The organism is Catellatospora sp. TT07R-123 (genome assembly GCF_018327705.1).
Lineage (GTDB): Bacteria > Actinomycetota > Actinomycetes > Mycobacteriales > Micromonosporaceae > Catellatospora.
Genome location: NZ_BNEM01000002.1, coordinates 2952827 through 2978588 on the forward strand (window position 1 = coordinate 2952827; position 25762 = coordinate 2978588).

Consider the following 25762-nt stretch of genomic DNA (forward strand, 5'->3'; position numbering starts at 1 on the left):
TCTAGCCGCCGAGGCGGGCGACCAGCTCGCCCGCGCGGCGCCACCAGTACTCGTACCGGCCGGGGTAGCGGTCGTTGAGCTCGGTGAGGCGGGCCAGGGCCTCGGCGGCGTAGCCGGGGTCGTCCTCGGCTTCGCCGATGAGCAGGCACACCGTGGCCAGGGAGCCCGCCACCAGCAGCGGCACCTGCTCGGCGTACTCCCGCAGGATCGGCTCGGCCCGGCGGGCCGACCGCGCGGCGTCCTCCCGGCGGCCCAGCGCGAGCAGCGCCTCGGCCTCGGTCGACAGCGGCAGCCACCAGCGGCGCCGCTGCGACGCGGTCACCGGTTCCCCGTCGACGTCGCGCAGCACGGCCATGGCCTCGCCGACCGCGGCCAGGGCCTCGTCGAGGCGGCGCATCCGGATGAGCGTGGTGGCGTAGTTGCTCAGCGCGGTGGCCAGCAGGTGCCGGGCGGCCCGGCCGGTCTCGATGCGGGCCAGGGCGATCGCCTCCGCCTCGGCGGCCTCGGCCTCGGCGAAGCGGCCGCGCAGGGTCAGCGACGTGCCGCGCAGCACCAGCAGTTCGACCTCGACCTCGCGGTGCCCGGCCCCGGCAGCGCGCAGCACGTCGAGGGCCTCGCCCAGCGGGGCGAGCGATTCCTCGGTGCGGCCGAGGTCGGCCAGGGCCGCACCCCGGTTGAGCAGGATCGGCACGTGGCCCACCGCGGACAGCACCTCCGGCGCGGTCTGGGCGAGGTCGGCGAAGAAGTCGAGGGCCTGCTCCCCGGCGGCGAGGCTGTCGGCCGGGCGGCCGAGCAGTCGCAGCACGAAGGCGCGCAGCGACATCAGCTCGGCGCCGAGCACCTGCGCCAGCTGGGAGTCCTGGACGGCGCGGGCACGCCACACCTGCTCGGCGCCGTCGAGCACGGCCAGGGCGGCGTGCCGGTCCGGCTGCTCCTGCACGGCCAGCCACCGGGCCGCGCACAGGCGCACCCAGACGAGCATGACCGCACCGGCGGGGCCCTCCTGCGCGTACTGCTGCTCCAGTTCGCGGGCCAGCCGCAGGGCACCGGCGTGGTCGCCGGCGGCGGCCAGCTCCTGGGCGTACGCGAGGGGGTCCTGCTGCATCCGACCAGGGTCGCACACCATGATCGCCGCTTCGGCTCCGCTGCCGGACGGGGCGTTGCGCACAGCCGATACCTAGAACTACTATGCATTCCAGTTCTAGGGTTAGGCGGTGTCCTCTCGTGCACATCACGAAAGATCTCGTCGCGGCCTCGGCGACTCCCCTCGTGCTAGGCATCCTGGCTGAGGGCCAGAGCTACGGCTACGCGATCCTCAAGCAGGTCAACGAGCTGTCCGGGGGCCATTTGGAATGGACCGACGGGCTGCTCTACCCGCTGCTGCACCGGCTGGAGCGGCTGGGCCACGTCGAGTCGACGTGGGACAGCCCGCCCGGCGGGCGGCGGCGCAAGTACTACCGCATCACCGACCAGGGCCTGGCCGAGCTGGCCGAGCAGCGCCGGCAGTGGGCGGCGGTCGTCGACGCCCTGCGCGGCGTCTGGACCGCCGGGCCGGTGCTGCGCCCGATCACACCGCAGTGGGGGGTGGCCTGATGAGCGTCGACAGCGACAAGGATCTGGAGAGCCAGATCGCCGAATGGCGCGCGTACGTGCGGCGGCGGCGCGAGCTGCACTCCACCGACGCCGAGGAGCTGGAGGACCACCTGCGCGGCCGGATCGCCGACCTGACGGCGGCCGGGCTGCACCCCGACGAGGCATTCCTCATCGCGGTCAAGCGGATGGGCAGCCTCGACGAGGTGTCCCGCGAGTTCGCCCGCGAGCACTCCGGGCGCCTGTGGAAGCAACTGGTGCTGACCGGCGACGACGGCGGCGCGACGACGCGCAACCGGCACGATCTGCTCGTCATGATCGTCTGCGCGGCCGCCGCGGCCCTCGCGATCAAGATCCCCGCCCTGTTCGGGCTGGACTTCGACGACGACAGCGTCTTCTTCATGCGCAACATGAGCCTGTTCGCCCTCGCACCGCTCGCGGCGTACTTCGCCTGGCGGCGGCGCCTGCAACCCATGGTCACCGGCCTGCTGGCCCTGCTGTTCGCCGTCGGCGTGGTCGGCGCCAACGCGTACCCCCTGGCCGCCGACTCGCACACCCTCGTGCTGACCACGATCCACCTGCCGATCGCCCTGTGGCTCGTGGTCGGCGTCGCCTACGCCGCAGGCCAGTGGCGCTCAGAGCAGCGGCGGATGGACTTCATCCGGTTCACCGGCGAGTGGTTCATCTACTTCGTGCTGCTGGCGCTCGGCGGCGGCGTGCTGACCGGCATCATCGCGGGCACGTTCAACGCCATCGGCCTCAACCCGGAGACGTTCATCAGCGAATGGCTGCTGCCCTGCGGCGCCATGGCCGCCGTCGTGGTGGCCGCGTGGCTGGTCGAGGCCAAGCAGAGCGTCGTCGAGAACATGGCACCCGTGCTGACCCGGGTGTTCACCCCGCTGTTCACGGCGACCCTGCTGACGCTGCTGGGCGCGTTCATCGTGGCCGGCAACGGCATCGACGCCGACCGCGACGTGCTGATCCTGTTCGACGTGCTGCTGGTGGTGGTGCTCGGGCTGCTGCTGTACTCCATCTCCGCCCGCGACGCGGCCAACCCGCCCGGCCTGTTCGACAAGCTCCAGCTCGCCCTGGTCGTCAGCGCACTCGCCATCGACGTCCTGGTGCTGGTGGCGATCACCGGGCGCATCACCGAGTTCGGGTTCACCGCCAACAAGACCGCGGCGCTGGGCGAGAACCTCGTGCTGCTGGCCAACCTGGGCTGGTCGGCCTGGCTGTTCCTCGGCTTCATCCGCGGCCGCCGGCCCTTCACCGTGCTGGAGCGGTGGCAGACCCGCTACTTGGTCGTGTACGCGGCCTGGGCCGCGGTGGTCGTCCTGGTGTTCCCGCCCCTGTTCGCCTACGCCTGACCTCCGCCGCCTCGCCAGGTCGACCGGTGGCGCGGCCCGTCTCGGGCCGCGCCACCGCGTCTGCGGTGCCACCACGGGCACCACCACGCCGGGCGAGCAGATCGCCGCTGGCGGCGGCCGCGCATACTGGCCGCGTGCCACGATCTTCCGGACCGGACCGCCGCGCCCTGCGCCAGGGGTTCGTGCTGGCCGCGGTGCTCACGGTGCCGACCGCCACCGCCGCAATCGTCTCGGCCCTCGTCCGCACCCGCGCGGCCGAGAACATCACCCTTCTCGTCGCCGTCGCGTTCGTCCTGGTGGCCAGCCAGCTGTTCCCCGAGGGACGCCTCGACCTGGGGCTGTGCGCGGTGCTGAGCATCACGGCCGCCGTCCTGGCCTTCTTCTGGGCGCCGCTGGCAGTGCTGGACCTGCGCGGCGACCCCGTGACGGCCACGGTCTCCGGCGTGCACGTCATCGGCGGCAAGCAGCGGATGTACCAGTACCAGCTGCGCGGCCCCGACGGGCGGACCCTGCCCGGGGCACTCACCGAGTATCAGGACGTCTACCGCACCGGCGACCGCGTCGACGTCGTGGCCGACCGGGACGCCGAACTCGATCCGGTGGAAGCGGGAGATCTGGACGGCGTACGCGGGCTCGGGCTCGCCACCGGGGCACTGCTGCTGCTCACGGTCGCCGCGTCGGTGCCCGTCGGCTCACGGCACCACATGGAGCAGGTGGCGTCGCCGTTCCGCCGCTACCGGCCCCGGCACTGAGGCCGTCAGGCCGCGGCTGTCGCGAGCCGGGCCAGGTGGGTGTCGATCGCGTCGCGGCTCATCGTCATGCAGGCGATCTTCGCGTCGAGCTTGGCCCGCTCGGCGGTCAGCAGCCCGACCAGGTCGTCGCCGTACTCCCCCGGGGCCTGGGGGCGGGCGTCGTCGTGCAGCATCGAGACGATCAGCTTCGTGGTCAGTCCCGATCGGATCAGGCTGGTGATCGTCGAGGCGCGGGCCACGTCGCCCTCGGCGTACGCGCGGTAGCCGTTGGCCGTGCGGGTCGGCCGGATCAGGCCGCGCTCCTCGTAGTACCGCAGCATCCGGACCGGCACCTGGGCCCGCTTCGACAGCTCGCCGATACGCACGTCACATCACCCTTGACCCTCACACTTATGTGAGACTTTACGGTCGGATCCATGAGCGCGCAAACGATCACCGCCGCCCCCGAGACCACTGCCCGCCTGCCCTGGCGGCCCCTGCTGCTCCTGTCCGGCGCCGCCTTCGCCTCCGTCACCGCCGAACTGCTGCCCGCCAGCCTGCTGGTCGAGATCGGCGGTGGGCTCGGCGTCGGCGAGTCCGCCGCCGGGCTGCTCGTCGCCGCCTGGGCGCTGACCGTCGCCGTCGCCAGCCTGCCGCTGGCCCGGCTCACCCGCCGGGTGCCGCCCGCACGCCTGATCCCGCTGACCCTGCTGGTGTTCGCGCTGGCCGTCGCCGCCACCGCCGCCGCCCCCGGCTACGGCGCGGCCCTGGCCGGGCGGATGGTCGCCGCCGCCGCGCACGGCCTGTTCTGGTCGCTGCTCATGCCGACCGCCGCCGCCATCGCCCCGCCCCGGCTGACCGGCCGGGCCATCTCCGTCGTGTCGGCCGGGCCGACCCTGGCGGGCATCGTCGGCATCCCGCTCGGGGTCGTGATCGGCGCCGCCGTCGGCTGGCGGGCCGCGTTCGCGCTGATCGCGGTCGTGCTGGTGGGCGCCGCGGTGGCCGTGCGGGCCCTGCGCCTGCCGAGCGCCCCGGCCGCCGCGCCGAGTCCGGGCGGGCGCGGCGGACGGGCGGTGCTCGCGGTCACCGCCGGCACGGGAGTGCTGTTGGTCGGCCACTTCCTGGTGTACACCTACATCTCGCCGCTGCTGGCGGGCGCGGGCTACCCCGCGGGCGTACGCGCGGCGCTGCTGTTCCTGTTCGGCCTCGGCGGCCTGGCCGGCACCTTCGCGGCGGGGCCGCTGTCCGACCGGTTCCCGCGTCACGCCCTGGCCTGGTCGGCCGGGGTGTTCGCCGCCGTCCTGGCCGCGCTGGCCCTGCTCGGCGCCGGCACGGCGGTCGCGGTGGCGGTGCTGGCCGCCTGGGGCGCGCTGATCGGGCTGTTCCCGCCGGTGTTCCAGACCCGGCTGATGCGGGTGGCCGTCCCGGGTCGGGAGACCGCTGCCGGGGCGATCGCGGTCACCGTCCTCAACCTCGGCATCGCCGCCGGGGCGGCCACGGGCGGCGCGGCCGTCGACCGGTGGGGCACCGCCGTGCTGCCCGCCCTCGGCACGGCCGCCGCCCTGATCGCCACCGCCCTCCTTGCCGCAGCCGCGCGGACCCGCTGACCCCGGCCTGGGGCCCGTCCGGTGACCGCACCGTACGGGCCCCGCCGGGCTAGCCTTCGAAGATCTCCGCCCGGCGTACGTGCCCGAGCCTCGGGGTCACCTCCAGCCGCAGCCACATGTCCTTGCGCAGCCGTCCGTGCAGCTCGGCGCCGACCTCGTAGCGGACCGCCGCGCCGGCGCCCTCGTCGACGGCCACCGCCGGCGGCCCCGCCTCGTCGCCGGACCCCTCCTCCAGCCGGACCACCGGCCCGGTCACGATCCGCACCGGATGGGTGAGGTCGTACGCCCCCCGGTAGGCGATCCGGCCGATCACGAACACGCCGAGCGCCCAGAGGAGCCAGCCCGCGGCCAGCGCCAGCGGCGGCCACAGCAGCGCCAGCTCGGGCAGGGTCAGGTCGGCCGACAGCATGGACAGCACGATCAGCCACGCGCCGAAGAACACCAGCCCGCCCGGCAGCGCGAACAGCGCGCCCTTCGGGGCCAAGCCCGCGGACAGACCGCGCGGGTGCACGACGGGGATGCGGCGCCAGGTGCCGTCGCGCCGCGACCACGCGAAGTCGCCCGCACCTTCCGCGAACGGCGACGCGGCCAGGCCCGGCACCTTCGCCCCGGCGGCGACGGCGTACGGCAGGCGGGGGTCGGCAGGGTCGATCCGCTCGCGGCGCAGGCGTGCGTACACGGCAGCGAGCCCGACGCCCCGGCCGTGCGGCACCAGCCGCCCCATCGTCCGCAACGGGACGGCGGCCACGCCCGCGCCGAGGACCACCAGGAAGATGTAGGGGCCGTAGCCGGTCAGCCACATCGCGACCGCCGCACCGATCCACGTGAACGTGAACACCGTCCACAGCAGAGTGCGCGCACCTGCGCTGACGCGCGGCCGGGCCAGCCCGCGGGCCTGGCCCGCGGCGCCGACGAAGCCGGCGAACCGCTCGTGCCACTGCTCGGCCTGCTTCTGCGAGCCGAGGTCGATCGCGCCCAGCGGGGTCGGCTCGGACCCGCCGGTGCGGTCGGTGACGGCGTCCACGACCTGCTGTTCGAACGCGGCCAGGCCGACCGGCCTCGGTGAGGGCGCCCGGATCGTCCCAGCCGCCTGGTCGTGGACGAGGACACCGCGCGCCACGAGGTCGAGCATCGTCGCGTACGCCCCGGCGGCGGCGAGCCGGCGCGGTGGCTGGACGAGCAGCGCGGCCAGGGCGGGCGGCTCGGCGGACGGCTGCGGGACAGGGGCTGCCATGCCCCGAAGATATCGATCGCCGTCCACCCGGGCCGGCCCGCTGCCCGGTCGGCCAACCGGCCGTTGCGTGCTCCGGCGGCTGGGAGCAGGCTGAGGGCGGACGTCCGGTCGGGACGGTCCGGGGACGGGGAGAAGCCGCGATGGAACCATCGCCGAACAGGTTCGCCATGAACAGGGCCGCTGCGAAGTGGCTCTTCTGGGGTCTGGCGCTGCCGGTGCTGTCCCTGGGACTGCTGGTCGACAAGGCTGCGGAGATCGGCCCGGCCTGGCGGGCGCACCTCGGCACCGGCACTCCCGGGATCTACACCTACGGCCCGCGTGAATGCGTCCGGGGCGAGTGCACCCGGCTCGGCGACTGGATCTCCGACGACGGCCGGACAGCCCTGCGCCGGGTGCACGTCATCGACGCCCCCGACGGCGAGGTGCGCGAGGACGACACGGTCCGTGCCCTGTACACCGGCAACTCCGCCGGGGTCTACGTCGCGGGCGGCGGCGCGTGGCTGGCGGACGCCGCGTTGCTGCTGCTGGGGCTGCTCGGCCTGGCGGGCTGGTCGGTTGGGGTGATCATCCGGGCCGCCGGACCGGTCCGCAGGTGGCGCGAGCGGCGGGCCGAGCAGCTGGCCCGGCGGGAGCGGTACGCCCGCCAGGGCCGGATGCTGGCCGAACACGCCGCGCCGCCCGCCCCGTGACGGAGCGGGCGGCGCGAATCCGCCGCTAGGCGTACGTCTCGAACTCGGCGACCTTCGGCGCGCCGCCCGAACCGGTGATCCTGAACGTGATCTTGGTCAGCGACGTCGCGGAGAAGGCGATGGTGCCCGCCCCGCTGCCGGAGGCCAGCACGGCACCGGTGCTGTAGTTGATCAGCTGCCAGGAGCCGATGCTGCCCGAGGTGCCGGACGGCTCCCGGATGACGACCCGGGACACGGTGACGGCCGAGCCCCACTTGATCGAGATGTCACCCGTCGCGCCGGACGGCGACCAGTAGGTGCTCAGGCTGCCGTCCCGGACGTTGCCGTAGCTGGTGTCGGCCGCCTTGCTGGAGCCGTCGGCGCCGGCGTTGGACGCGAGGCTGAGGTTGGTCCCGCTCGGCTGGCTGGGCGACGGGCTCGGCGACCGCGACGGGCTGGCCGACGGCACGGCGGAGCGGGACGGGCTGGCCGACGGCCCGGCGGTCGGCGACACCGGGACGCAGCTGCCGTTGGACACCTGCAGGCCCTTGTTGGCGCCCGCGGTCACGCTGACGACGTTGGGCACGCAGCTGGCCGCGTCGAGGGTGTACGCGTACGGGATGCTGACCGTGGTGTTGGAGGTCGGGTTCGGACCGGCCGGGTAGTTTTCGGTGCCGGTGGCCGACCAGGTCACGTTGTCGAAGATGTTGCCGCTGACCTGCCAGTATCCGCGCGCGTCGGTGTAGAACGTGCCCAGCACGTCCTTGGAGTTCTTGAAGTAGTTGTTGTCGACCTTCGCCTTGGCCCCGGCCCTGGAGTTGATGCCGGACTCGTTGAGGCTGACGTAGTAGTTGTTGTAGATGTGCGCGGTGCCGCCGCGCAGCAGCGGGGTGCGGGAGTCGAGGTTCTCGTACAGGTTGTGGTGGAACGTGATGAAGCTGTTGCCCAGGTCGGTCTCGCTGGACCCGATCAGGCCGCCGCGGCCGGAGTTGCGCAGCGTGCTGTAGGACAGGGTCACGTACTGGGTGCTGTCCTTCATGTCGAACAGGCCGTCGAAGCCCTCGGCCTCGCCGCCGGACGCCTCCAGGCTGACGTGGTCGACCCAGACGTTGCGGACGGTGCTCTCCATGCCGATGGCGTCACCGCCGTTGGAGGTGGGCGAGCCCGACTTCTTGACGTTCTTGACCGTCACGTTCTGGATGATGATGTTGCTGGAGTCCCGGATGTGGATGCCGAGCTGGTCGAAGACCGCCCCGCCGCCGACCCCGATGATCGTGACGTTGCTGATCTCCTTGAGCTCGATCTTGTCGGCGGCGGTGTTGCAGCTCGCGCCGGAGACCTTCGTGGTGTTGCCGTGGTTGATGGTGCCCTCGACCTGGATGATGATCGGGGTGCTGCTGCTGGCCCGGTTGCACAGGGCGGTGTGGATCGCGGTGCCGGTGGTGGCCCGCACCGTCTGGCCGCCAGCGCCGCCGGTGGTCCCGCCGTTCTGGGTGGCGTACCCGGTGACGCCGCCGGTGGCCGCCGAGGCCTGGGGCACCGACAGCGCCACCCCGATCCCGGCCGCGGCGGTCGTCGTGGCCAGGGCGGCGCAGATGCGCCAGGTGACTGCTCGTCTCATCTTCTTCTCGCCTTCGTCTTCGGGTGCGGGTGTCCGGGGTCGCCCCGGAGGGTCGCCGAGCCGCCGGCCTGCGGCCGGTCGGGCTCGTCGCCCCGGGTTCCCGGATGGGGTATGGCGACACGGCCGGTCCTGCGGATCCGCAGTGGCCGCGTCCAGGTCGAACCGATCCGCGGGGTTCCCTACTGAGCCGGCGGCATCCGATCCGGGCATGGTCGGACGGTCGGCGCCCACACGGTCCGTGCGGCGGGTCGCCCGCCCCGCCGACGCTTGGAAAGCGCATTCCCGTTACACGGTGCGTCCCTGACGCAGCGAAGTCAATGGATGAGCGTTTGCAGGATTGTTGCAGCGTCCGGCGCTGCGCGAGGCACGGCGGCGACGCCGGAACCCCCGTGACCGCCGGCCGGCGCGCCGTCGCGGGAGGCGGTGGCCTGTTCGGACCGGCGCCGCGGTCCGGGTCGCGGGCGGCGCCCGCCCGATCAGCCCGACCTGGCCCCGCATCGGCCCGATCCCAGATTGCTGGGATCGTCGCGGCCACCGGTGCGCGGTAGCTTCACGCCGTCCGAGGATGTGCTCCGGTGGGGAGGCGTTTCATGCGGCGGGTGGCAGGGGTGCGGTCATGAGCGGCAGCATCGATCCGACAGGGTCGTTCAACAGCAATCCGAACAACAACCCGCAGCGACCGCCTTACCAGCCCGAGGTGCCCAAGGAGATCCCGAAGGAGATACCGGAGACCGTCAAGCCGCCGACGACGCCGGAGGGGCCCGCGTTCGAGGTGGAGCAGAAGGGGCTCGAAAACTACGGGCGCGCCAAGGTCAACATAGACAACCCCGGGCTCAACGGGCAGGCCGCCACCACCGAGGCGGGCGCTGCCGAGACGGCCGCCGCTGAGACAGCCGCCGCCGAAACGGCTGCCGCCGAGACCGTCGTCGCGGGTGAGACTGTCGTCGCGGGTGAGACCGTCGTCGCCGGCGAGGTCGTCGTGGTCAGCGAAGCCGCCGCCGGCGGGTTCGTGCTGGGTCCGTTCCTCATCGCCGGCCTGGTGCTGCTGCTCATCGGTGGCGTGCTGTGGTGGGTGTTCATCCGCAAGCCCGCGGCGGTCACCGCACCTCCCCCGGCGGCCACAGCCGCGGCGTCGGCCCCGGCCGGGGAGCAGCCCACGGCGCAGCAGGTCGCGGGACGGCCCGCGCACTCGCTGGGCGACCCGCACCTGCTGACCTTCGACGGGTACTCCTACGACTTCCAGGCCGTCGGCGAGTTCGTGCTCACCCGGTCCACCGTGGACGACTTCGAGGTCCAGGGCCGCCACCAGCCTCCGGTCGGCGTCTTCGGGCCGAACGTCGCGATCACCGTCGCCGTGGCGATCCGCGCCGACGGCCACCGGATCGCGATCTACGACACGACCCGGGGCGTGCTGGTCGACGGCGCACCGGCCGGACCGGGCACGGTGTCACTCGGCAGCGCCTCCGCCACCGTGACGGCCGACGGGATGACGGTGACCCTCGCCGACGGCACGGTCGTCACCGTCACGCGCGGCACATACTTCATGAGCACCGAGATCGCCCCGTCGCCCGCCCGCGCCGCGCGCATGGAGGGGCTGCTCGGCGACTTCGACGGCGACCCGGCCGACGACCTGCGCCCCCGGGGCGGCACCGAGGTCGTGCAGCCGGACACCCGCGAGGCGCTCTACGACCGGTACGGCGACACCTGGCGCATCACCCAGCAGGCCTCGCTGTTCGACTACCTGCCCGGGGAGAGCACGCAGAAGTTCACCGACAAGTCCTACCCGCACGAGCTGACCGGCGCGGACACGCTCACCGCGCAGGAGCGTGCCGACGCGGAGAAGATCTGCCGCGACGCGGGCGTGCTGCGCGAGGACGTGCTGGCCGGGTGCATCCTCGACGTCGGCACCACCAAGGACCCGGCGTTCGCCGCCGACGCCGCCGCGCACCAGGCGATCAAGACCGTCGCCGTAGAGCTCGGACAGCAGCAGACCGCCACGCTGGCGCACAAGCTGGCCGGGGCGGCGTACACGGTCACCGGGCATGCCGGGCAGCGGCTGGCCGTCGAGGTCGGCGCCATCACGCCCGGCGACACCCGCGACGGCGCATGCCGGTTCGACGTGGACGCCTACCTGCTCGGCCCGGACTACGCGGAGCTGTGGCACCGCTGGATCGGCAACGGCGGCTGCGACCAGGCGTTCGGGCCGGTCACCCTGCCCACCGACGGCACCTACCGGCTGGTGCTGCTCGGCGGGCGCGGCGAGGTGATCAAGACGCAGACCGGCACGGTCGACTTCCGGATCGTGGACGTGCCCGCGCCGCAGGTCACGCCGCTAAACCTGGGCGCCAGGGTGAACGGGAAGATCGAGTCGACGTTCGCCGCCGACGAATGGTGGTTCACCGCCGCCGCCGGGCAGCGGTTCGCCCTGGACATCGCCTCGATCACCGCCGACGGCGCGAGCGAGAAGTGCCGCCTCGACCTCGACGCCGACGTGTACGCCCCCGACGGCAGCCAGGTGTTCCACGCCTGGATCGGCAACGGCGGCTGCTACGCGCACCCGTTCACCGCCACCGCCGCCGGCACGTACCGGCTGGTGGTCAAGGGCGGGGCCGGGCCGGTCATCCGCTCCCGCACCGGGTCGTACGCCCTGGCGGTGCTCGGTGTGCCCGCTCCCGACGTCCGCCCGCTCAAGCTGGGCGCCGCGTCCGCCGGGAAGATCGAGGCGGTTTTCGCCGCCGACGAGTGGCGGTTCACCGCGACCGCCGGGCAGCAGCTCGTGTTCGACGTCAAGACCATCACCCCGGACGGCGCGAAGGGCTGCCGGATGGACCTCGACGCCACCGCGTACGCCCCCGACGGCACCGAGGTCTTCCACGGCTGGATCGGCAACGGCGGCTGCGGCTTGTCGCACCCGTTCACCGCGACCGCCGCGGGGACGTACCGGCTGGTGGTCGAGGGCGGTGCCGGGTCGGTCATCCCCGAGCGCACCGGCGCCTACACGTTCGCCGTCAGCGGGTCCTGAACCGCCGCCGCACCGCCCGGATCGGCGACCCCCGAGGTGGCCGATCCGGGCGGACCAGGCAGGACCGCACGTCGGCGGCCTGAGCCGGAACTCACAGCCGAAACACGGTCTTTACTTCCGTGCGCGGTCTATCTACTGTGAACGTTCACAGACCCCTTGGGCACATCGCTCCTCCATAAAACACCACCAGCCCACGGGGCCTGCGTCTGCGATCGGTTGTGAACGTTCACAGACGACTCCGGCCCGGTCGCACCCGGGACCGTCCCCGCAGTACGTCTCGATTCAAGGAGGTTGAGATGATGGCGCCCCACCGCCGCCCCGGAGCCCGGGCCGCGCTGCTCCTCGTGACCGCGCTCCTGCCCGCGACCCTGCTCTCCCCTGCGGCTCCCGCCGCCGCCGCGAACACGCTGTCCATGCTCGGCGCCGACGTGTCCTCGGTGCAGCGCAGCCTGGACCTGGGGGCGAAGTACTACGACGCCGCCGGGACCGCCAAGGACCCGCTGGACATCCTCAAGGGCCTCGGCGTCAACTACGCCCGCCTGCGGGTCTGGAACAACCCCGCCAGCGGCTACAACAACAAGGCCAAGGTCCTGGCGTACGCCAAGACCGTCAAGGCCAAGGGCCTGAAGCTGATGGTCGACTTCCACTACTCCGACACCTGGGCCGACCCGGGCAAGCAGTACAAGCCCGCCGCGTGGGCCGGTCACGGCATCAGCCAGCTCCAGACCGACGTCTACAACTACACCTACGACGTCTGCAACAGCCTGAAGGCCCAGGGCACCACCCCCGACAGCATCCAGATCGGCAACGAGATCAACGTCGGCATGCTGTGGAACGACGGCAAGGTCGTCAACAACGACTTCACCAACCTGAGCCTGCTGCTCAAGTCCGGCTACAACGCCGTCAAGGCCTGCAACAGCGGCACCCAGGTCATCATCCACACCGCCGACGCCGACAGCATGGCCAACGCCCGCTGGTTCTACGACGGCATCAAGGCCAAGGGCGTCACCTGGGACATCACCGGCCTGTCGTACTACTGCATGTGGCACGGCAGCCTGACCAACCTGTACAACGTCATCGCCGACGTGAAGTCCCGCTACGGCAAGCCGGTCGTGCTCGCCGAGACGGCGTACCCGTTCACCTCGGCCAACGCCGACAGCCAGGCCAACTCGGTCTCCGGCGCCGAGCCCTGCTCGGGCTACCCGGCGACCTGGAGCGGGCAGGCCACCGAGTTCACCCACGTGCAGAACACCGCCCGCAACGCCGGGGCGATCGGCGTCTTCTACTGGGAGCCCACCTGGTACGCGATCTCCGGCAACGGCTGGGATCCGGCCAACATCAACGGCACCGGCGATCAGTGGGACAACATGGCCGTCTTCGACTGGACCGGCCACGTGAACCCCGGCGTCAGATGGACGCCGTGACCCGGCGGCAGCCCTGACGGGTGCCCCGGCGCTCGGCCGCCTCCCTACCGGCCGACGCCGGGGCACCGCGCGCCGTCGCGGGCGGTCACCCGCCGTGGGTGGCGATGTTGACCCCGACCGGGGGCGGGAAGCGCGTGATGAAGTCGCACAGGGTGACATGGGTCGGCTTGATCGTGACCACGGTCATGTCGGACGTGTGCTCGCGCTTGTGGTGCTCCCACTCCTTCATGCTGGCCTCGCCCACCATCCGGCGGGACGCCTCGACGTGCTCCCAGGGCAGGCCCTGCCGCAGCTCCATCGTGGCGGTGCCGCGCACCAGCATGATGAGCGGCGTGTAGTCGGCCACGGGCGGCCCGAGCTGGGCGATCACCTTGGCGCGCGGCTCCGGCGACATCGTGTCGACGGTGAAGGCCACCTGGGGATGCGCCGCGATCGCCCTGACCTTGTACGCCGCGGTCGGGGACGCGAAGACGAAGGCTCTGCCATTCCAGGCGTACGAGACCGGGACGGCACGGGGGTGGCCGTCCAGCCCGACGTACGACAGGCGCATGAAGACCGGCGCCTCCAGCAGGGTCTGCGCCACGGGATCGGTGTTGATCAGGCTGACGATCTGCTCGTATTTCATGGGACACCCTTCCGCAGGAGCGGGATGCCTCCAAATTAGACAGATGTCGCGGGCGATTCTTCTCTCAGAGTGCCCATGCGAACACGACAGGTGACAGCGCGGAGGTCAGAACTCCGTGCGGCGGTCGATGCCGAGCGTGGCGATCAGATCCTCGTGCAGCTCGAACCACACGCGATGGCAGGAGTCGACGTCGGTGCGGTCCACCCAGCCGCTCTCCCCCGACCAGGCCCGGCGCAGCGCGGCGGCGAACCGGCTGTCGTAGCCCCGGAACCGGGCGAGCAGGGCGCCCAGCCGGACGGCGAGCGGGGCCAGGGCCCGGTGGACCCCGGCGAGCTCGTCCAGGACGGCGGCGTCCCAGTCGGGGTCGGTGTGGTCGTTGGCCGCGAGGCGGTCCCCGGCGGTGGGCCGCAGCTGCCAGTCGGTGCAGGCCCGTTGCAGGCGCCCGTTGGCGGGCAGGAACTCGCGGTAGACGGCGCGCACCTCGTCCGCCGCGCCGGCGCCGGCGAGCTCGGCCGCGAGCTGCCGCTCGTTCTCGGCCCGGCCGGCGTCGGTCAGCGACCAGCCCCGCAGGTCGGCGAAGGCGGTGTGGACGACCCAGCCGCGCTGCTCGGCGTCGCGCAGCACGGCCGCGGTCGCGGCGGGATCCAGCCCGTAGCGCCGGGCGAGCACGGGCGTGTCGGCGAACCCGGTGATACGCACCGCGTGCAGGGCCAGCAGGTCGGTCGCAGAGTCGCGGGTCATCAGTCGGCTCCCTGTCGCGAGGTGAGTCGGTGGAAGTGCTGCTGGCATGCCTGCGGAGAGTTGAAGCCGAGCGCGGCGGCGATCTGGGCCCAGGTCAGGCCCGCGCTGCGCGCGGTGAACAGGAGCCCGGCCTCCAGCCCTTCGATCTCGGCCCGCGCGGCGGGCAGCAGCGAGAGCGCGCCGAGCAGGTCGGCGGGGTCCAGGTCGGCCGATCGCCACAGGGCGAAGTGGGCGAGGTCCACGGCCGACGGCGGGACGGGCGCGGGCCGCCACGGGCGGGGTTCGAGCCCGGCCGCGCCGAGGTCGTGCAGCCGCTCGCGCGCGTCCTGTTCGCGGCGCGCCTGGGCCTGGTCGGCGTGTGCGGACGAGGCGGGCTCGTCGGGGTTGCGCGGCATGCCCCGAGCATGGATTATCAACAAAAGGTTGTCAACTTTTCGTTGAGAGGTCGCATCATGCTCGTGCCCCTCGCCGATGCGGTCCCGGCGACCTGCGGCGGCAAGGCGGGCGCCCTGGGCGCGTTGCTGCGCGCCGGGCTGCCGGTGCCGCCGGGCTTCGTCGTCCCGTTCGACGCCGACACCGGGCTGCTCGACGCGCTGGGCCCGGAGCTCGACGCGCTCGGCGACACCCCGGTCGCGGTGCGGTCGTCCGCGGCGGCGGAGGACACCGCGCAGGGCTCGGCGGCCGGGCAGTACGAGAGCTTCCTGGCCGTGTACGGCCCCGCCGCCGTCGCCGACGCGGTGCGCGCCTGCCGGGCCTCGCTGCACTCGCCCCGTGCCGCCGCCTACCGCGACGCCCGGAAGACCGGGGCCGAGGACGTGATGGCCGTCCTCGTCCAGCGCCACGTCGACGCCGAGGTCGCCGGGGTCATGTTCACCCCGGACCGTCCCGGCGGCACGACCGCGATCGAGGCGGCCTGGGGCCTGGGCCCGAGCGTCGTCGGGGGCACGGTCACCCCGGACGCCTACCGCGTGGCCGGGGACGGGACGGTCGCCCGTACCGTCGCCGGCAAGCAGACCCGCCTGGACCGGCGCGGCACCGCGCTCGTCACCGGGGACGTGCCCGCGTGGCAGCGCGACCTGCCCGCACTCGACGACGCGGCCGCACGACGGCTCGCCCGGCTCGGGCAGCAGGTCGCCGCGGTGCTCGGCGGGGCGCAGGACATCGAGTGGGCGATCGGGGCCGACGGCGTCCTCTGGATGCTGCAGGCCCGCCCGGTCACCGCCGCACCGCCGCCGTCCGGCCCCGCGGTCGCGGCGGCCGGGCTTCCGGCGGCCGCGCTCGCGGGAACGCCGGGCAGCCGCGGGACCGCCACCGGCACCGCCCGGATCGTGCGCGGCCCCGGCGACTTCGGCCGCGTACGCCCCGGCGACATCCTGGTCTGCCCCTGCACCGACCCCGCCTGGACCCCGCTGCTGCGCCTGGCCGCAGGGGTCGTCACCGAACTCGGCGGCGTGCTCTCCCACGCCGCGATCGTCGCCCGCGAGCACGGCATCCCCGCCGTGCTCGCCGTCCCGGACGCGACCACCCGCCTGCGCGACGGTGCCCTGATCACCGTCGACGGCACGGGCGGCACCGTGACACCCGCCGACCACCCCTGACCTGGGAGCAGCCCATGGGAACCCGACACCTCTATCTGGCACGTCACGGCGCGGCGGACGCCTTCGGGCAGCTCACCGAGGTCGGCCGGCAGCAGGCGCAGCTGCTCGGACGGCGTCTGGCCCCGCTGCCCGTCGACGCCGTGTGGCACTCGCCGCTGCCCCGCGCCACCGCCAGCGCGTACGAGGTCGCCCGCCACCTCACGGACATCCCGGTCGCCGAGGCGGCCGAGCTCGTCGACCACGTGCCCCACGTGCCCGGACCCGCCGAGCGGCCCGCGTCGTGGGCAGGCTTCTTCGACGGGTACGACGACGCGCTCGCCGCCTCCGGCCATCGCCTCGCCGCTGCCCTGGTCGACCGTTTCGCGACGTCCGTGCCGGGAGGGGACGTGCACGAGGTCCTGATCACGCATGACTACCCGATCGCGTGGCTGGTCCGCCATGCCCTCGACGCTCCGCCGTCGCGGTGGCTGGGTCTCAGCAGCGCCAACACCGCGCTCACCGCCATCGAATACCGCAACGGCCTGCCACCCGCGCTGGTGATGTTCAACGACATGGGCCACCTGCCCGACGACCTGCGTTGGACCGGCTTCTCCCGCCCCACCAGGCCGTGACCTCGTGGGCGCACCGACACCGCACGCCGATCGCGGCGGCGCGGCCGGGAGAGCGGGGACCTGCCCTCCCGGCCGCGCCGCCGCCCGCGGTCACATGAGCGTGGCGCCGTAGAAGGTCAGCGACCCGACGTACGGGCCGAAGAACGGCCGCCGGACCGGCGCGTAGAAGACCCGGTAGGAACCGGTCTTCCAGACGCCGAGCGAGATGCAGGGCGTGTCCAGGTACCCGGCCGTGATCGTGCCGCGGGCCAGCGCCGCGATCTCGAGGTGGGGCCACTTGTCGACGAACAGGCCGTGCGAGTACACCGGGCCGCCGCTGTCGCCGGGGGCGGCGATGCAGTTGCCCGCGGCCGGGGTGCCCGGCACCTTCGCCGCGTAGGTCATCGGCGCCATGCCCAGCACGCTGGTGTTGACGGCGTACACCTTGGCGTTGCAGTGCTCGCCGCTGAACGAGCCGCCGGTGCAGATCCAGTTGCCGACGTAGTCGATCGCGGACCCGCCCACCCGGATGCTCGACGAGCTGTTCCAGGCGCCGGTGTAGATGCGGCCGGCGAAGGTGCGCCCGGCCGGGCGGTTCAGCATCTGGGTGTCACGGGCGTTGACGTCGGCGGTGATGGTGGTGTTGGGCTGGGTGGCGTTGCCGATCCGGGCCACGTTGCCGTTGGCGCCGCAGTGGCCGGCGGTGAGCATGCGCGGGGCGCCCGCCCAGTTCACGCTGAACCCGGTGGAGCAGCCGCCGCCCGTGCTGAGGTTGGTCCAGCGCGCCCCGCCCCAGTACGGCGAGATGTCGTTCTGGCGGTCGAAGAGCAGGTCCGGCTTGCGGTCGACGGTGACCGTCAGCGGCAGCGTCGCCTGGGCCAGGATCGCGGCGCGGTCGGCGTCGCTGGTCACCGTGACCGCCAGGCCCGAGCCGTCCACGTTGGGCGCGGCCGTGGCGACCCGCGAGTCGGCGCCGAGCCGGTCGACCTCGGTCGCGAGCTCGGCCTCGCTGTAGCGGGCCGTCAGGAACCGCACCGGCACGCCGGTGCGCGCGGCGCGCTCCTGCGCGTCGGCGGGCACCGCGCCCTTCCAGTAGATCTGGAGTTCGCCGTTCTCCGGGGCGGCGACCAGGCCGGCGTAGCCGGGCGAGGAGACCGACAGGATGTCGTCGGCGGCGGTGTTGAGGCGGGTCTGCGCGTCACTCAGGTCTTCCCAGGTGCGGAAGCCACCCGGTACGGCTTCGGCGGGCGCGACGCCCGGCTGGTCGGTCTTGGTCTCCTCGGCGGCGGAGGCGGCCGCCGCCGGGAGCAGCGCGGCGGCGACGATCAGGGCGGCGACGCCCCAACCGAACCTGGCGCGGCGAGGGAGTGTGTCAGTCATGGCGGCAATGGTCGAAGCCCCGGGCCGACCGGCGGGCCGATCCTGAACACCGTTGAACACCGCCGCACGGCAAGTACGATTAGACACTCAGGTTTGTCTATCTAGGAGTCCGATGGCCGACGGGGGCACCCTGCACGAGCTGGCCCGGACCCTGCGGCAGCTCAAGCGGCGCGATGCCCGGCGGCGCGGCGGCGCGGAGCTGACCTACCGCGCGCTGGCCGCCCGGACCGGCTGGTCGACCGGGATCATCGCGCACTACTTCACCGGCAAGACGCTGCCCCCGACGGATCGCTTCGACACCCTCGTGCGCCTGCTCGGCGCCTCCCCCGCGGAGCAGGGCAAACTCGCCACGCTGCGTGATCTCGCCGATGAGGACCGGCGGCAGCCGACCGCGCCGGACACCCAGGCGGTGCGCCTGCTCGGCCCGATCGAGGTGGTCGGCCCGCGGGGCCGGGCCACCCTGGTCGGCGGACGCCAGCGCACCCTGCTCGGCTTGCTCGGCCTGCGGGCCGGCGTCCCGGTGTCGCCGGGACGGCTGGCCGAGGGGCTGTGGGGGGACGAGCCGCCCCGCACCGCGACGCAGTCGCTGTACTCCCACATCGCCCGAGTGCGCCAGGCGCTCGACGACTGCGGCCTGCCCGGCGTCCTGGTCACGCGCGACTCCGGCTACCTGCTGGACCTGCGCCCCGCCGAGGTCGACGCCGCGCGTTTCCACGAGCACACCGACCTGGGGCGCCGGGCGCTGGACCGCGGCGCCGCCGCCGAGGCGGTCACCCACCTGCTCGACGGGCTCGGGCTGTGGCGCGGCACCGCGTTCGAGGACGGCGAGCCCGCGGGCTGGGCCGCGACCGAGGTGCGGCTGCTGGCGGAGGCGCGGATGAGCGCGCTCGACGACCTGTGGGACGCGCGCCTGCGGCTGGGCGAGCACGCGGCCGCCGCCGACGAGATCGAGCACCTGCTCGCCGCGGACCCGGGCCGGGAGCGCCTGGTCGGGCTGCTCATGCTGGCCCTGTACCGGTCCGGGCGGCACACCAACGCGATCAGGGCGTACCAGCGGCTGCGTGAGCACCTGGCCGAGCAGTTGGGCGTCGAGCCGAGCCCGCAGTTGCAACGCCTGCACGTGGCGGTGCTGCGCCGCGACCCCTCGCTGGAGCTGGCCGGGCCCGCCGCCGCGAGCAGGCCCGCCCAGCTGCCCGCCGCCGCCGGGCACTTCACCGGGCGCGCGCCGGAGGAGGCCGCGCTGGACGCGCTCGTCGGCGGCGCGGGCCGGGTCGCGGTGATCTCCGGCCCCGGCGGTATGGGCAAGACCGCGCTGGCCGTGCACTGGGCCCGCCGCGTCATCGACCGGTACCCCGACGGGCAGCTCTTCCTCGACCTGCGCGGCCACGACCCGGCCACCGCCATGCCCGCGCCGGAGGCCCTGGCCCACCTGCTGCGGGCGCTGGGCGTCACCGCCGACGCGGCGCCGCACGACCTCGGCCGCTACCGCTCGGCCCTGCACGAGCGGCGGATGCTGATCCTGCTCGACAACGCCGCGACGGCCGACCAGATCGCGCCGCTGGTGCCCCCCGACGGCAACAGCCTGCTGGTCGTCACCAGCCGCCACCAGCTCACGGCCCTGGCCCTGGACCACGAGGTCGCGGCGATCAGCCTCGACACCCTCCCCCACGCCGACGCGGCGCTGCTGCTGCGCCGGGTGCTCGGCCCCGAGCGGGTCGACCGCGAACCCGCCGACGCCGACCGCCTGGTGGACCTCTGCGGGCGGCTGCCCCTGGCCCTGCGGATCGCCGCCGCCAAGCTCGCCGCGCGCCCGCTGCGGCCGCTGGCGGAACTCGTCGCCGACCTGACCGGCGAGGACCGCCTCGGCGCGCTGGCCGTGCCCGGCGGCTCCCGCAGCGTACGGGCCGTGTTCGCCTCGGCCTACCAGGCGCTGAGCCCGGGGGCGGCGGCGCTGTTCCGGCGCCTGGGCCACCATCCGGGTCCGACGTTCACCGCGCACCTCGCCGCCGCGGTCCTCGGCCGGCCGGTGCCGCAGGCGCTCGACGAGCTGGCCGCCGTGCACCTGGTCACCGAGGTGGCGGACGGCCGCTACCGCTTCCACGACCTGATCCGGCTCTACGCGGTCGAGTGCTGCGCCCCCGTGGAGGCCGAGCAGGCCCGCACGGCGATGTCCACCTGGTACCTGGCCCTGGCCGAGACGGCCAACCAGACGCTGGAACCCGCGCGCGACCGGGTGAAGCTGGACTGGCACCACCCGCCGCCGGGCCTGCCGCCGCTGCGCGACGCCACCGGCGTGCTGTCCTTCCTGGACGGCGAGCGCCCCAACCTGCTGCCGGTCGCCCGCCACGCCGAGCCCCGGATCACCTGGCAGCTCACCTACCTGCTCGCGAGCTACTACACCCACCGGGGCCACTGGCCGGCCTATGCCGAGATCTGCCGGGAGGGCCTGGGCGCGGCGCTGCGCCTGGACGATCCGGTCGCGGAGCGGCTGATGCGCAGCGGCCTCGGCGTCGCCTACAACGTCACCCACCGCCACGAGGACGCCCTCGAGCAGCTCGACCGGGCGCTGGAACTCATGCGCGAGGGCGGCGACCAGCGCGGCCAGGGCATGGCGCTGAACAACATCGCGCACGCCCACGCCCAGCTCGGGCGCCTGCCGGAGGCTCGCGACGCCTTCGCGCAGGCACTCGACCTGCACACCGCCGACGGCCACCTGCCCGGGATCACGCTCGCGCTCAACAACATCGCCGACATCCACACCCGGCTCGGCGACTTCGACCTGGCCCATGCCGCGCTGGACCGGGCGCTGCGGCTGGCCCGCGAGATCGGCAACGCCCACCTGGAGGGCGCCGTGCTGCAGAACCTCGGCGAGACCAGGCTGGCCGCCGGCGACGAGGACGGCGCCCTGCACCACTTCGGGCTGGCCCTGGCCATCCGGCGGCGGATCGGCGAGCAGCGGCGGGAGGCCGAGACGTCCAACGCCATCGGCCTCATCCGCCTCTCCCGCGGCGAGCACGCGAGCGCCCTGGACCACTTCGGGCGGGCGCTCGCCCTGTGCCGCGAGATCGACGACCGTGCCATGGAGGCCAGGACCCTGGCCAACATGTCCCTGCTGGGCTAGTGCCAGACGGTCACCCGGGCCGTACCGGTGACGACGGTCCCGGCCGAGTAGTAGGTGATGGCGACGTTGAAGTACTTCCCGTTCTGCGTGAGCGCGTGCGGTAGCAGCTGGATGGGGACGTACACGCTGGTCTGCCCGGCCGGGACGACGACCGTGCGGTTGACGGCCACGTAGTCGAGCCCGGCGAACAGGTCACCGTCGGAGGTCTTGAACGTCACCGCCTGGTCCAGGGTGGACGGATCGTTGGTGGCGAGCGGGGTGCTGACGATGTTGCCGGGCTCGATCGTGCACGGCACCGCCGTCGTGCCCGGGTCGGGCCGCGGCGAGGGCGACGGGGGCGGCGGGGGCGGCGAGGTACGGGGCTCGATCAGGCACAGCCGGCTGTCGACGGTCGCGGCGCGGATCGGGGTGTCGTTGTCGAAGATCCGGCCCCGGCCGGTGGCGGCGACGATCCGGACGTCCGGGCTGGGGTTGACCAGGGTGACCGTGAAGTCCTCCAGCAGCGCCTCCGACACCGTGTCCCGCACGATGACCGCCTGGATCTGGCGCAGGCCGCCGTCGCCCGCGGGCCACTGCAGCAGGCCGCCCGGCAGCTCGAAGTCGGCGGGCCGGTGGGCGGTGCCGTCGGTGACCGTGTAGCCGACAGAGCCCGCCGCGGCGCAGGACGCCGTGTACACGGTGAAGGTCAGCGTGGCGGTGGCCTCGGACACGGTGACCTGGGGGTCGATCGCGACCGACCGCTGGCAGGCGGCGGCCGCGCCCGGCTGGCCGCCGACGGTCGTGGCGGTGATGACGGCGGCCAGCGCCACCGCACCGGCGACGAGCGCGGGCAGCATCCTCGATTTCATCGTCATTGGCGCATCATCGGGCATGAGGCTTGTGATGAGCTTGTGAGCGATGTGCCAAAAACATTTAACAAGCTAGATATCAGGTATCGATGTCAACCAGTGGGATGCGGCGCCCACGCAGCGGGTCGCGCGGTCCGAACAGATGTCGCGACCGACCGACGTCGACACTCAGGGGCCACCTTCGCCACCATCTTCATCGATGGCATGGCGGATCTCGGCGGGCATGTGGGACGCGGGAGCTTACCCGAAACGGCTCCGATCACGACGAGATACGCGGAACGAGAGCAATTTTCGCGATAAGTGCAAAAGTGCGCCCGAGTTCAGGTCGAATCACGGTGGAGAAATCGGACCGGAGAGAGGGCCCGCCATGCACGGGAAGAGGAAGCTGATCACGCTCGCGGTCGTACTGGCGACGTCGTTGCCGCTCGGCCTGGCCGCCTGCGGCGAGACGACCCTGACCCGGGCCGCGCAGCCCGCGAACGAGCCCACCGACGGCGAACCCCCCGCCGATGCGCCGGTCGAACCGGACACCGCGCCGAACAGCCCGGATGCCCTGCTACCCAGCACGGACGTCGCGCCCGAGAGCGCCGAAGCGCCACCGCCGAGCCCGGATGCGCCACCGCCGAGCCCCGATGCGCCACCGCCGAGCCCGGATGTCGCGCCGGTAAGCCCCCAGCCCCTCGCCCCGGTCCGCCCGAAGACCGGGCCCAGCGGCCCGAACGTGGCACCGGTGAGCCCGCCACCGCTTGCCCCGGTCAGCCCGAAGGCGGGGCCCAGCGGCCCGAGCGTGGCGCCATCCACTCCGGGGCCGTCGGTCACGACGACGCGCACCCCCACCCCGTCGCCCCGACCGGCGCCACCGCCGCCGCCACCGCCGCCCGGCCCGGCCGTGTTCGGGCCGGCCTGCGCGTCGCTTCCGGAGGGCAGCCTCGACGCGATGGCGCAGCAACGCACAGGCTCCGCGTCGGCGGCCAATTCACGGCTCTCCACCCTGTTCAACGCCCTCAATCAGGCCAAGCTGACCAGCGTGCTGGACAACGCCGAGGCCGTCACCGTCTTCGCCCCGGTCAACGAGGCGTTCGCCCAACTGCCGCAGGCGGACCTGAACCGGCTGCTCGCCGATCCGGCGCAGCTCAAGAAGGTGCTGACCTACCACACGGTCAACGGCAGGATCGCGCCGGAGAAGCTGGCCGGCACGCACCCGACCCTGGAAGGCCAGAAGATCACGGTGACCGGCAGCGGTGGTGACTTCAAGGTCAACAACAGCGCGGTGATCATCTGCGGCAACATCCAGACCCGCAACGGCGTCGTCTACCTCGTCGACCGCGTCCTGATGCCGCCGTCCTGAGGTATCGAACGGCACGACGCGGTCAGCGCCCGCCGCCGGACAGGACGGCGTCGACGGGCGCGGGACAGGTTGGCGCTGATCACCGCCGGGTCTCGCGGGCCTGTCGAGATGTCTCAAGAGGTTAATCGGATAATGGAATATTCGTCCTTGTTATAGCTTAATAGCCGATTTGGAAATCCTCTGGACTGTGGCGATCCACGCGGGGCAGCCCGCCGGGACGGGCCGGACTTCGTAATCCACCGTGCGGTGACGGCGGCATGTGGTCAGCTGATAGTGGACCCTGAGTCGAGGAGGCCCTCATGCGCTCGCTCGGTGACGATCGTGAGGTCAAGCCGACGCGCACGCCTGCGGTCGGAGCGGCTGACGGCAGACGCTCCGTAGAGGTACGGCTGCTCGCGCTCCAGCGCGCCGCCGGCAACGCCGCGGTCTGCTCAAGCCTGACCGGTGGCCCGCCGCCGGGTTCGCCTCCGCCGACCCTGGCGGTGCAGCGATGTGGCGGCGAGGTCCACGAAGGCTGCCCCTGCGCGTCCGAGACCGAGAACGGCCCGGTGGCCGCGCGGCCGGTCCAGCGAGTGAGCTGGCCGCTGGTCGCCGGCGGGGTCCTGGTCGTCGGCACCGCCGCCTACCTGGCCTGGGCCGCACACTGCCTCGACCCGCTGCTGGACCCGATGAAAACGGAGGCGGTCCGCTTCCGCGCCAAGCACCACCGCGACACCGGCCGCCCCGTCGCCAGTCGCAAGTGGGACGCGTTCGGCCACTGCTGGATCGGCTGCGCGGGCACAAAGAAGTGCGGCGCGACCGCGACGGCGGTCGTGGGCCAGAGCCGCGAGCTGCTGCGGGAGATGGGCTTCGGCGGTCCGCACGACAGTTACCGGCAGGACACCAACAACCAGGCCACCGGCCGGGGGTACGGCGACGCGGGCGCCGACTGCTTCGCCGCCTGCGACACCGGGGTACGCAGCTCGGCACTCGACCTGTCCGCGCCGGAGAGCACCTGCTACACGGCCGACGACGGCGATTACCCCGCGCCCTGCGAACCGCCGCCCTCCGAGCGCGAACAGCCGTAGCCCGGACGGCGTACGCGGCGCCGACGGTGCGAGCCCCGGCGGGTTGATCCCGCCGGGGCTCGCACCGCTCATTCAGCCGTGGTCAGAGCAGGCCGTGCACCAGCTTGTACTGCAGGGTGTAGGCGAGCTTTCCGGGCTTGGCCTCGCTGTACGGCTTGCTCAGCTTGTCGAACTCGCCCTTGTTCGCGGCCTTGCCGTCGTTCCACAGGGCCAGTGCGCCCAGCTGGGCGGCGGTGAAGCCGCTGTCGACGACCGTATCCTTGGGCAGCGCGGTCATCGTCTGGGTCAGCGCCTTGACGGCGGCCAGGTAGCTGGCCAGGTCGTCCGGGTTCCAGGCGGCCAGGTCGATCGGCTGGGCGTCGCGGACCCAGCTGCCCCAGTAGAACTCCTGGAACGGCAGCCCGTTCTGCGCGTAGCCGATGTCGCGGCCGAAGTACAGCAGGCTGCGGTACTTGTCGTCGGCGAAGTTGGCCAGCCCGACGCTGGTCGGCAACTTGTTGATCTTAGTGGGGTGGCCCTGCGGGTCGCGCAGGTATACCCACTTGTTCGCCTGCATCTGGTCCCAGAAGGCCGGGCGGGTCAGCGTGCTGAGGTTGGCCTGCACCCGCAGGCGTACGTGCAGATCGGCCCCGCCGTCCGGCGTCTCGAAGAACGAGGTGAGCGTGTGGTGGCCGTCGGTGAGGAACGGCTCACCGCCGGGCCCGATCACGACCGTCTTCATGGGGGCGATGCTGTCGGCGGTCTCGGCGCCGACCGGCAGCTGGCAGGTGAACGACGACGGGTCGTCCAGCCGCGCGTCCGGGGCCGCCGACGCGGCGGCGATCCGGCCGTCGGCCTCGCACCAGTCGTCGAACTTCTTGTTGATGGCGTCCTTGCCGAGGGTGTACCGGCCGAGCTTGTAGTACACCTCGTCGTAGCCCAGGGACGGCTGCGTCGGGTGCACGTCGCCGATGCGCACGTCGAGCAGGTCGCCGGGCTGGGCGCACAGGTACTGCGCGAACGGGGTCTTGCGGTTGTCGTGGTCGCAGAACACCGGCCGGGTGCCGGGGGCGCCCGGCGCGGCGAGCGCGGCCGGGTTCGCGATCGCGATACCGGCGGCGACGATGCCGGCCAGCGCGGTCCCGAGCACCGTGACGCGGCGGCTGGCGAGTGGCAGGCGCATGAAGATGCTCCTCGCTGA

Annotated in this window: 23 protein-coding genes; 12 read left to right on the forward strand and 11 right to left on the reverse strand. The window is 73.1% G+C overall.

Annotated elements, in window-relative coordinates; all coding sequences use genetic code 11:
* Window position 1: 1 nt before the first annotated feature.
* Entirely contained in the window at window positions 2–1105 is a 1104-nt protein-coding gene (locus tag Cs7R123_RS32825) for a hypothetical protein (RefSeq protein ID WP_212832333.1), read from the reverse strand.
* A gap of 119 nt (window positions 1106–1224) precedes the next feature.
* Between Cs7R123_RS32825 and Cs7R123_RS32830 the strand changes: the two genes are divergently transcribed.
* The 3 genes from Cs7R123_RS32830 (at window position 1225) to Cs7R123_RS32840 (ending at window position 3709) form a co-directional block, all read left to right on the forward strand.
* Complete coding sequence (locus Cs7R123_RS32830; protein ID WP_212832335.1) at window positions 1225–1593, forward strand: PadR family transcriptional regulator; 369 nt, start codon at window positions 1225–1227, stop codon at window positions 1591–1593.
* Complete coding sequence (locus Cs7R123_RS32835) at window positions 1593–2957, forward strand: permease prefix domain 1-containing protein (RefSeq protein WP_212832336.1); 1365 nt, start codon at window positions 1593–1595, stop codon at window positions 2955–2957. Before Cs7R123_RS32830 ends, Cs7R123_RS32835 begins: the two co-directional genes overlap by 1 nt.
* 134 nt (window positions 2958–3091) lie before the next feature.
* The gene (locus tag Cs7R123_RS32840) at window positions 3092–3709 is read left to right on the forward strand and encodes a hypothetical protein (RefSeq protein WP_212832338.1); all 618 of its coding nucleotides are present in this window, start codon (window positions 3092–3094) and stop codon (window positions 3707–3709) included.
* 5 nt (window positions 3710–3714) lie between these two features.
* On the opposite strand, the gene Cs7R123_RS32845 is transcribed toward Cs7R123_RS32840, so the two are convergent.
* Complete coding sequence (locus Cs7R123_RS32845) at window positions 3715–4074, reverse strand: MerR family transcriptional regulator (protein WP_212832340.1); 360 nt, start codon at window positions 4072–4074, stop codon at window positions 3715–3717.
* 51 nt (window positions 4075–4125) lie between these two features.
* Here Cs7R123_RS32845 and Cs7R123_RS32850 point away from each other — a divergent pair, with 51 nt between their 5' ends.
* On the forward strand, window positions 4126–5295 hold the full coding sequence (locus Cs7R123_RS32850; RefSeq protein ID WP_212832342.1) for an MFS transporter: 1170 nt from the start codon (window positions 4126–4128) through the stop codon (window positions 5293–5295).
* Between the two features lie 49 nt (window positions 5296–5344).
* Here Cs7R123_RS32850 and Cs7R123_RS32855 read toward each other — a convergent pair whose 3' ends face one another.
* Window positions 5345–6529, reverse strand: coding sequence for a hypothetical protein (locus tag Cs7R123_RS32855; RefSeq protein WP_212832344.1), 1185 nt, complete (start codon window positions 6527–6529; stop codon window positions 5345–5347).
* Window positions 6530–6696: 167 nt separating this feature from the next.
* Between Cs7R123_RS32855 and Cs7R123_RS32860 the strand changes: the two genes are divergently transcribed.
* A complete protein-coding gene (locus Cs7R123_RS32860; RefSeq protein WP_212832346.1) occupies window positions 6697–7218 on the forward strand; it encodes a hypothetical protein in 522 nt (173 codons plus the stop codon).
* Between the two features lie 25 nt (window positions 7219–7243).
* Here the strand turns inward: Cs7R123_RS32860 and Cs7R123_RS32865 are convergent, their stop codons facing one another.
* A complete protein-coding gene (locus Cs7R123_RS32865; RefSeq protein ID WP_212832348.1) occupies window positions 7244–8818 on the reverse strand; it encodes a polysaccharide lyase family 1 protein in 1575 nt (524 codons plus the stop codon).
* Between the two features lie 616 nt (window positions 8819–9434).
* Between Cs7R123_RS32865 and Cs7R123_RS32870 the strand changes: the two genes are divergently transcribed.
* Window positions 9435–11840 (forward strand): VWD domain-containing protein, encoded by a 2406-nt coding sequence (locus Cs7R123_RS32870; RefSeq protein ID WP_212832349.1) that lies wholly within the window; start codon window positions 9435–9437, stop codon window positions 11838–11840.
* A gap of 296 nt (window positions 11841–12136) precedes the next feature.
* Window positions 12137–13264 carry a glycosyl hydrolase 53 family protein gene (locus Cs7R123_RS32875; protein WP_244872297.1) on the forward strand — a complete coding sequence of 376 codons (1128 nt, stop codon included), beginning with the start codon at window positions 12137–12139 and terminating at the stop codon, window positions 13262–13264.
* Window positions 13265–13349: 85 nt separating this feature from the next.
* Here the strand turns inward: Cs7R123_RS32875 and Cs7R123_RS32880 are convergent, their stop codons facing one another.
* The 3 genes from Cs7R123_RS32880 to Cs7R123_RS32890 form a co-directional block, all read right to left on the reverse strand.
* Entirely contained in the window at window positions 13350–13889 is a 540-nt protein-coding gene (locus Cs7R123_RS32880) for a pyridoxamine 5'-phosphate oxidase family protein (protein ID WP_212832350.1), read from the reverse strand.
* A 105-nt stretch (window positions 13890–13994) separates the two neighbouring features.
* A complete protein-coding gene (locus Cs7R123_RS32885; RefSeq protein WP_212832351.1) occupies window positions 13995–14630 on the reverse strand; it encodes a transcriptional regulator in 636 nt (211 codons plus the stop codon).
* Window positions 14630–15025 carry a DNA-binding protein gene (locus Cs7R123_RS32890; RefSeq protein ID WP_244872298.1) on the reverse strand — a complete coding sequence of 132 codons (396 nt, stop codon included), beginning with the start codon at window positions 15023–15025 and terminating at the stop codon, window positions 14630–14632. Before Cs7R123_RS32890 ends, Cs7R123_RS32885 begins: the two co-directional genes overlap by 1 nt.
* Before the next feature lie 57 nt (window positions 15026–15082).
* Here Cs7R123_RS32890 and Cs7R123_RS32895 point away from each other — a divergent pair, with 57 nt between their 5' ends.
* Window positions 15083–16228 carry a PEP/pyruvate-binding domain-containing protein gene (locus Cs7R123_RS32895; RefSeq protein WP_212832352.1) on the forward strand — a complete coding sequence of 382 codons (1146 nt, stop codon included), beginning with the start codon at window positions 15083–15085 and terminating at the stop codon, window positions 16226–16228.
* Between the two features lie 14 nt (window positions 16229–16242).
* Entirely contained in the window at window positions 16243–16839 is a 597-nt protein-coding gene (locus Cs7R123_RS32900; protein ID WP_212832353.1) for a histidine phosphatase family protein, read from the forward strand.
* Window positions 16840–16929: 90 nt separating this feature from the next.
* Here Cs7R123_RS32900 and Cs7R123_RS32905 read toward each other — a convergent pair whose 3' ends face one another.
* A complete protein-coding gene (locus Cs7R123_RS32905; protein ID WP_212832354.1) occupies window positions 16930–18198 on the reverse strand; it encodes a hypothetical protein in 1269 nt (422 codons plus the stop codon).
* A 112-nt stretch (window positions 18199–18310) separates the two neighbouring features.
* Between Cs7R123_RS32905 and Cs7R123_RS32910 the strand changes: the two genes are divergently transcribed.
* Window positions 18311–21319: a BTAD domain-containing putative transcriptional regulator gene (locus Cs7R123_RS32910; RefSeq protein WP_212832356.1), complete on the forward strand. Its 3009-nt coding sequence runs from the start codon at window positions 18311–18313 to the stop codon at window positions 21317–21319.
* Here Cs7R123_RS32910 and Cs7R123_RS32915 read toward each other — a convergent pair.
* Both Cs7R123_RS32915 and Cs7R123_RS32920 read right to left on the reverse strand, forming a co-directional pair.
* Window positions 21316–22173, reverse strand: a complete 858-nt coding sequence (locus Cs7R123_RS32915) for a Calx-beta domain-containing protein (protein ID WP_212832357.1) — start codon at window positions 22171–22173, stop codon at window positions 21316–21318. The genes Cs7R123_RS32910 and Cs7R123_RS32915 overlap by 4 nt on opposite strands.
* Window positions 22174–22497: 324 nt before the next feature.
* Window positions 22498–22998 (reverse strand): hypothetical protein, encoded by a 501-nt coding sequence (locus Cs7R123_RS32920; RefSeq protein ID WP_212832358.1) that lies wholly within the window; start codon window positions 22996–22998, stop codon window positions 22498–22500.
* A 106-nt stretch (window positions 22999–23104) separates the two neighbouring features.
* Between Cs7R123_RS32920 and Cs7R123_RS32925 the strand changes: the two genes are divergently transcribed.
* Together Cs7R123_RS32925 and Cs7R123_RS32930 are read left to right on the forward strand one after the other, a co-directional pair.
* A complete protein-coding gene (locus Cs7R123_RS32925; RefSeq protein ID WP_212832359.1) occupies window positions 23105–23515 on the forward strand; it encodes a fasciclin domain-containing protein in 411 nt (136 codons plus the stop codon).
* A gap of 299 nt (window positions 23516–23814) precedes the next feature.
* A complete protein-coding gene (locus tag Cs7R123_RS32930) occupies window positions 23815–24582 on the forward strand; it encodes a hypothetical protein (protein WP_212832360.1) in 768 nt (255 codons plus the stop codon).
* An 82-nt stretch (window positions 24583–24664) separates the two neighbouring features.
* Here the strand turns inward: Cs7R123_RS32930 and Cs7R123_RS32935 are convergent, their stop codons facing one another.
* Complete coding sequence (locus tag Cs7R123_RS32935) at window positions 24665–25744, reverse strand: ParB/Srx family N-terminal domain-containing protein (RefSeq protein ID WP_212832361.1); 1080 nt, start codon at window positions 25742–25744, stop codon at window positions 24665–24667.
* Window positions 25745–25762: the final 18 nt, after the last annotated feature.

Coding starts and splice junctions, on each gene's coding strand:
- Cs7R123_RS32825 (WP_212832333.1), bottom strand. CDS start 1,105: ATGCAGCAGGACCCCCTCGCGTACGCCCAGGAGCTGGCCGCCGCCGGC.
- Cs7R123_RS32835 (WP_212832336.1), top strand. CDS start 1,593: ATGAGCGTCGACAGCGACAAGGATCTGGAGAGCCAGATCGCCGAATGG.
- Cs7R123_RS32850 (WP_212832342.1), top strand. CDS start 4,126: ATGAGCGCGCAAACGATCACCGCCGCCCCCGAGACCACTGCCCGCCTG.
- Cs7R123_RS32855 (WP_212832344.1), bottom strand. CDS start 6,529: ATGGCAGCCCCTGTCCCGCAGCCGTCCGCCGAGCCGCCCGCCCTGGCC.
- Cs7R123_RS32860 (WP_212832346.1), top strand. CDS start 6,697: ATGAACAGGGCCGCTGCGAAGTGGCTCTTCTGGGGTCTGGCGCTGCCG.
- Cs7R123_RS32865 (WP_212832348.1), bottom strand. CDS start 8,818: ATGAGACGAGCAGTCACCTGGCGCATCTGCGCCGCCCTGGCCACGACG.
- Cs7R123_RS32870 (WP_212832349.1), top strand. CDS start 9,435: ATGAGCGGCAGCATCGATCCGACAGGGTCGTTCAACAGCAATCCGAAC.
- Cs7R123_RS32875 (WP_244872297.1), top strand. CDS start 12,137: ATGATGGCGCCCCACCGCCGCCCCGGAGCCCGGGCCGCGCTGCTCCTC.
- Cs7R123_RS32880 (WP_212832350.1), bottom strand. CDS start 13,889: ATGAAATACGAGCAGATCGTCAGCCTGATCAACACCGATCCCGTGGCG.
- Cs7R123_RS32885 (WP_212832351.1), bottom strand. CDS start 14,630: ATGACCCGCGACTCTGCGACCGACCTGCTGGCCCTGCACGCGGTGCGT.
- Cs7R123_RS32890 (WP_244872298.1), bottom strand. CDS start 15,025: ATGCCGCGCAACCCCGACGAGCCCGCCTCGTCCGCACACGCCGACCAG.
- Cs7R123_RS32895 (WP_212832352.1), top strand. CDS start 15,083: ATGCTCGTGCCCCTCGCCGATGCGGTCCCGGCGACCTGCGGCGGCAAG.
- Cs7R123_RS32900 (WP_212832353.1), top strand. CDS start 16,243: ATGGGAACCCGACACCTCTATCTGGCACGTCACGGCGCGGCGGACGCC.
- Cs7R123_RS32905 (WP_212832354.1), bottom strand. CDS start 18,198: ATGACTGACACACTCCCTCGCCGCGCCAGGTTCGGTTGGGGCGTCGCC.
- Cs7R123_RS32910 (WP_212832356.1), top strand. CDS start 18,311: ATGGCCGACGGGGGCACCCTGCACGAGCTGGCCCGGACCCTGCGGCAG.
- Cs7R123_RS32915 (WP_212832357.1), bottom strand. CDS start 22,173: ATGACGATGAAATCGAGGATGCTGCCCGCGCTCGTCGCCGGTGCGGTG.
- Cs7R123_RS32925 (WP_212832359.1), top strand. CDS start 23,105: ATGGCGCAGCAACGCACAGGCTCCGCGTCGGCGGCCAATTCACGGCTC.
- Cs7R123_RS32930 (WP_212832360.1), top strand. CDS start 23,815: ATGCGCTCGCTCGGTGACGATCGTGAGGTCAAGCCGACGCGCACGCCT.
- Cs7R123_RS32935 (WP_212832361.1), bottom strand. CDS start 25,744: ATGCGCCTGCCACTCGCCAGCCGCCGCGTCACGGTGCTCGGGACCGCG.